This window comes from Protofrankia sp. CiP1_Cm_nod2, from assembly GCF_920664355.1.
In the GTDB taxonomy this organism is placed as follows: domain Bacteria; phylum Actinomycetota; class Actinomycetes; order Frankiales; family Frankiaceae; genus Protofrankia.
In genome coordinates this window covers 1-5,310 of sequence record NZ_CAKKTL010000306.1, presented here as the reverse complement: position 1 = coordinate 5,310, position 5,310 = coordinate 1, and the positions used below count along the sequence as shown (strand labels likewise).

At 70.4% G+C, this 5,310-nt stretch carries 5 protein-coding genes, 1 tRNA gene and 1 pseudogene; 2 read left to right on the top strand and 5 right to left on the bottom strand.

Annotated features, from left to right (window positions below):
- Positions 1-137 precede the first annotated feature (137 nt).
- Positions 138-1,607, bottom strand: coding sequence for a D-alanyl-D-alanine carboxypeptidase/D-alanyl-D-alanine endopeptidase (gene dacB / locus NBW84_RS22235; RefSeq protein WP_250287114.1), 1,470 nt, complete (start codon positions 1,605-1,607; stop codon positions 138-140).
- Between the two features lie 472 nt (positions 1,608-2,079).
- On the opposite strand from dacB, the gene NBW84_RS22230 reads away from it, so the two are divergent.
- Entirely contained in the window at positions 2,080-2,658 is a 579-nt protein-coding gene (locus tag NBW84_RS22230) for an inorganic diphosphatase (RefSeq protein ID WP_445548229.1), read from the top strand.
- 179 nt (positions 2,659-2,837) lie between these two features.
- Here NBW84_RS22230 and NBW84_RS22225 read toward each other — a convergent pair whose 3' ends face one another.
- The 3 genes from NBW84_RS22225 to NBW84_RS22215 all read right to left on the bottom strand — a co-directional run bounded on the left by NBW84_RS22225 (position 2,838) and on the right by NBW84_RS22215 (position 3,849).
- The gene (locus tag NBW84_RS22225) at positions 2,838-3,083 is read right to left on the bottom strand and encodes a type II toxin-antitoxin system RelE family toxin (RefSeq protein WP_250287111.1); all 246 of its coding nucleotides are present in this window, start codon (positions 3,081-3,083) and stop codon (positions 2,838-2,840) included.
- A 7-nt stretch (positions 3,084-3,090) separates the two neighbouring features.
- The gene (locus tag NBW84_RS22220; RefSeq protein ID WP_250287108.1) at positions 3,091-3,414 is read right to left on the bottom strand and encodes a DUF6247 family protein; all 324 of its coding nucleotides are present in this window, start codon (positions 3,412-3,414) and stop codon (positions 3,091-3,093) included.
- 363 nt (positions 3,415-3,777) lie between these two features.
- Positions 3,778-3,849, bottom strand: a tRNA-Thr gene (locus tag NBW84_RS22215).
- A 523-nt stretch (positions 3,850-4,372) separates the two neighbouring features.
- Here NBW84_RS22215 and NBW84_RS22210 point away from each other — a divergent pair.
- Complete coding sequence (locus NBW84_RS22210) at positions 4,373-5,098, top strand: response regulator transcription factor (RefSeq protein WP_250287106.1); 726 nt, start codon at positions 4,373-4,375, stop codon at positions 5,096-5,098.
- Positions 5,099-5,121: 23 nt separating this feature from the next.
- On the opposite strand, the pseudogene NBW84_RS22205 reads toward NBW84_RS22210, so the two are convergent.
- Positions 5,122-5,310 (bottom strand): annotated as a pseudogene (locus NBW84_RS22205) (PSP1 domain-containing protein); the annotation flags it as partial.

Sequence of the window (5,310 nt, the reverse complement as noted above, 5' to 3'; positions counted from 1 at the left end):
GTGCCGGGTGTCCGGCCCCGGGCACGCGGCCTCCGTCCGGGCGGCCGGCGCCGTGGCGCCGCGCGTCTGCGGACGCCCGCGGCATCCACGTGCGCTCGGCATCGGCATCGGCATCGCGCATCCGTACCGGCATCCGCTCAGCACCCGCACGAGGCGAGCGCGACGGCGACCTGGTCGAGGGCGGCCCGGGTGCTTCCGGCCTCCTCGACCGGGGCGAAGAAGCCGAACAGCAGCAGCCGGCCGTCGGTGTCCACGACCTGGCCGGCAAGGCTTGTCACGATACGCAGGCTGCCCGTTTTCGCGCGTACGTCGCCGGCACCGGCGCGGGTGTCGGGCGCGTTGTACCGGTCACCCAGCGTCCCGGAGAAGCCTGCGACCGGGAGCCCGGTGAGCAGGGTCCGCAGCTGCGGGTGCCCGGGCAGTACGGCGGTCCGCAGCAGCGCCACCAGCGTCGCCGGGGCGATCTGGTTCGCTGTCGACAGCCCGCTGGTGTCCGCCAGGTTCGCGCCGGCGGTCGGTACCCCGAGCTCCCGCAGGACGTCGAGCACCGCCCGGGTGGCGCCGTCGAACGACGCGGGCAGGCCACGGGCGTGGGCCACCAGCCGTCCCAGGCTCTCGGCCAGGTCGTTGTCGGAGTAGGTCAGCATCCGTTCGACCAGCAACGGGACCGGCGGGCTGTGGGCCTCGGCGACCTGCCGGGGGCCACCGGAGCCGTCGGTACTGCCGGAGCCGCCGGGCATGGCGCCGACCCCGGTCGACGCGACCCGCACACCGGCCCGGCGCAGCGCCGCCGCGAAGGCGTTCACCGCGGCCAGGTCGGGCGTCGCGCTGCGCGGGCCGGTCGCGCCGGGAGTCGTGCGGCCGCCGTCGGCCTCGAGCGCGGACACCGGCGTGACATTGCCATCGGTGACATAGCTGTCGCGCCATCCCGTCGCGGTGGACGGCCCGGTGAACAGCGTCCCGTCGCCGACCAGCCGGTCGACCTCGGTGATGCCGGCCGCCCGGACCTGGGCGGCCAGCTCCGACAGGCGGGCCGGGGCCGGGTAGCCGGCCGGCCCGGTCGCGGCGGTCAGGGTCGGGTCACCCGCGCCGACCAGCCACAGCGTGCCTCCGGGCGGGGCGGCGGCAGGTGGCGGTGTGCCCGCCGCCCCGGTGCCGTCCGCGCCGACGGCTCCCACCGTGCTGGCTGCCACCTGGCCGTCCGGCACCGGGCCGCCCGGCGTGGCCGGCGGGGTGTGGAAGACCCGGGTCGTCAGGGTCGTGCGCGCATCGAAGGTCGTCAGCGCGGCCGCGGCGACCACGGTCTTCAGCGTGGACGCGGGGGCCACCGCGGTGGTCGACCCGCGGTCGAACAGCGTCGTTCCGGACAGCGCGTCGATGACCAGCCCCACCGGGCTGCCCAGCGCCGGGTTGGCGAGCGGACGGGTGAGCCTGGCGCTGACCGCCGCGGGGTCGGCGACCCGTAGCGTCGGGTCCAGGGAGGGGAAGGGCGCGGCCGCGGGCCGCGGAGCGGGCACGATGCCCGGGCTGTCCGTGGGCGGAACGGAAAGATGACCGGCGAGCAGCGCGGTGGCGATGGCGGTGAGCCCACCGACCCGGCCCGGCATCGGAGGGGTCACGTGCGGGAGACTATGTCCTGTGGCTGATGGCTGCGCCTGTGGCCGACGGCCACGTGGTTATGTTTTTCGCCACCAGCGCGCTCCCGCGGCCGGGGGGATGTGGCCGCTGCGGATCTCCCGGATCGGCCGTGGTGATTCGGCGTGTTCCCGGAACCGGCGGCAGCCCCGGGGAGGGAAGGGCGGGCGTGGAAAAGCATGACCGTGCGGCCCGTGGCTCACGGGCCCGCCGGCCGCGGGCCGGGGTCGGGCCGCCATCGTGGGGAATGCCTTCCCGGGTGGACCCTGGGCTGACCCAGCCCCGGCGGATTTCACCGTGGGCTCCCGCCCTGACAGTGAATCGTCACCGCCGGATCGGCTCGCGACCTTCGAGGTGACGTACGTGGATGCTGACACTGGTAACAAGTACACAACACAAGGGCGCTCCGGACGGGACGCGCCCACAGACACGACAGGGGATGGAGTGGACCTCGAGTTCGATGTGACCATCGAGATCCCGAAAGGGCAGCGGAACAAATACGAGATGGATCACCACACCGGGCGGATCCGGCTCGACCGGATGCTGTTCACATCCACCCACTATCCCTCGGACTACGGCTTCATCGAGGGTACGCTGGGTCGAGATGGTGATCCTTTGGACGCGCTCGTCCTGCTGGAGGAGCCGACTTTTCCGGGCTGCCTGGTCCGGTGCCGGACGATCGGCATGTTCCAGATGAGCGATGAGAAGGGCCCCGACGACAAGGTGCTGTGCGTGCCGGTCGCGGACGTCCGGCAGGAGCACCTGCGGGACATCAGGCATCTTCCGGAGTTCGACCGGCTGGAGATCCAGCACTTCTTCGAGGTCTACAAGGACCTGGAGCCGGGCAAGTCGGTCGAGGGTGCGTCGTGGGTCGGCCGCGCCGACGCGGAGCGGGAGATTCTCGCCTCGATCCGGCGCGAGGAGGAGGATGCCGCCGCGCAGGGGCACCACGACGGTTCCGTGCCGGACGCCGCCGCCCTGGACGTCCCGGGGCACCCCGCCCCGGAGGTCAGGTCGGCCTGACCGGTTCGCCGGACCGCGGGTTCGTTCGGGATCCGCGGAGCGGCACCCGGACGTCTTCCGTTGCGGAGGATCCGTCCGGCGCATGGGCGCCTGACTCCTGGACCGCATCCCCGATGCGGTCCAGGAGTCAGGCAACAGCGCCCACGACCTGTTCCCGGGTCATGGAGCCGGTGCCCTGATCAGCCACTCCAGGTCACGCGGAGCACAGTGATCGTATGAAGATTATCTTCGATGCTGTAGAGCAGGACTCCGTAGGCGCCGAAAGCAGCGGTCCACTGTTCGCTGTACTTGTCGCAGGTGCTGTGCTGCCTGGGGTCGGCGGTCAGCTGGTCCAGCAGCTGGTCAAGTTCACGACGACCCGCAGGTGGCAGGCTGTCTCGTAGCTGTTCGGCGTAGGTCAGCCAACGGACCGTGTACCGGGCCATAGATCTCTTATTTCCTCGTGCTGTCTGCGTGGGGGTAGGTCGTGGTCCCTCCAAGCACGGACAGGTCGCCAGCGGCAAGCCGGCGTCGGTCTTCGGTGGCACCCGCCTGGATCTCGGGATTGGCCGCGAGCACGGCCCAGGGCCACCAGCGGTCGATGACTCGGAGTAGTGGCGCCAGGTCGATGGCGTCATCGACTTCGATGACGGCCGCGTGGAACTCGGCTTCGAAGTCGACGCGCTGATCGGGCCTGAGTGCGGCCCGGATGGCCGGGGCCGTACGCTCAACCCGGTTGCGCACCCCATACGGGGGGATCGTGACATCCACGCTCATGAGATCGATTGTCGCACGGCGCGCCCCCTCGGCCGGCTGGCCGCACCGTGCTCCCGTCCGCGTCCGTCGCGCGAACGACCGGGCTTCTCAAAGAAAAATCACCCGCCGGATGGCCGCATCGGCGACGCGTCGGGCCGGCCGGACTACCGGTTCCGTAGATGCTGTGGAGGCCGACGGCAGCCAGCCGACATGTGGACCATCTCGGCCCGAGAGCGGGTCGCGATGGTGTCATGCTCGCCGAGCGCGTCGGACGTCCACCCATCCGGTACGGCGCCTGATCGCATGAGTTGATAGGTCGCCGACCGTGAGCTATCTCAACGTGATCGCTGTTAGCTTGGTCCCGCCCTGGTCAGAGGGGGTCTGAGCCGGAGGCGGGGATTGAACCCGCGACCTATCGCTTACGAGGCGATTGCTCTGCCACTGAGCTACTCCGGCGTGTTACTGGCTCCACGGGCTGACCGGCGGTAGGATCACGAACCTCTTGATCATAAATCTTCTGATCGTGAATCTTCCCGCGTTGCCGGCACCCCGAGGAATCCAGCCTCACCGAGTATGCCAGACCGGTCCGGGTGGTCCTGCCGGTCGGTGGCGGGCGCCGCGAAGGAAGGCGGTGACGGTGCTGCGACGAGGGCCGCGGATCTTCGGCGTGGGCGGGGGCCGGCGCGGGCGGGGGCCGGTCGCTCTCCGGCGGTTCGGCGGCCCGGCGAATCCCGCTGATGTGGATGCGACGGTATGGGTGATCGTTCAGGGGTGAGGGCAGGAAGATCATGTTTCTTTCATGTTGCGGCCGGGTCGAGGCCGGGAGTCGTCGAGGGCTCCCGGTCCCGTGTGTCTCCGATGTCCTTTCATTGACAATAAGTAGCCGTTGCACTACTGTAACGTGCCGAAATCGGGGTTCCTCGCACATACCGATACCCCGCTCGCAGCGGTTCCGGAGAGCTTGCGTAGGGTTTCGGCCATGACCGGGGACGCAACTGCAACAGCAACGAGGGGGGCTTCCCTGCTCGTCGCCGAGGACGACGAAGCTTCTCGGGTTGCGCTTGCCCGCAGCCTTGAACGGTTCGGCTATCGGGTGCTCGAGGCGGCTGACGGCGAGACCGCGCTCAAGCTTTTCCAGACGACCGAAATCGACCTCGTAGTGCTTGACGTCGCGATGCCGCGTATGGATGGCTTCGCTGTACTGAGCCGGCTGCGGCAGACCAGCGAAGTACCTGTAATCATGTTGACGGGCCGGGCCGAGGAGGTCGACCGGGTTGTCGGTCTGGAACTCGGGGCCGACGACTACGTGGTCAAGCCGTACTCCCTGCGGGAACTCGTGGCACGGGTACGGGCCAGGCTGCGCCGTCGCCCCGTCGAGCCACCACCGCAGCGCACCAGCGATGGGAACGACCCGCTCGTCTACGGAGACGTTTCCATCGACCTGCGTGCCCGGGAGGTCGCGGTCGCCGGCGAGCGCGTCGATCTCACCGCGCGTGAATACGAGCTGCTCGCTTTCCTGGCGAGCCACCCCCGCCGGGTTTTCAGCCGTGAAGAACTGCTGGAACAGGTCTGGGGCACACGTTTCCAGGATCCGGCGACCGTCACCGAGCATGTCCGCCGGGTGCGGACCAAGGTCGAGGGACGTCCACCGCAGCGTCGGCTCGTCACGACCCTGCGTGGTATGGGATACCGCTTCGATCCGTGATCTCATCGCCGCCCGGCGGCGGGTCAACGGCCGCCGGGGTGCTGCCCGGGCGGGGAGGCCTCCGGGGCGGGCTGGCTGTTGTCCGTGTCACGGGATGCCTGCCGGCGCAGGCGGCGCCGGGTCCGGGCGTTGTCCGGTGGCGGCGCCGCCGGGGCTGCCACCGCCGGGGCCGGGTGCGCGACGGCCTGGTCCGGCGTGGCCAGCGGTGGGGC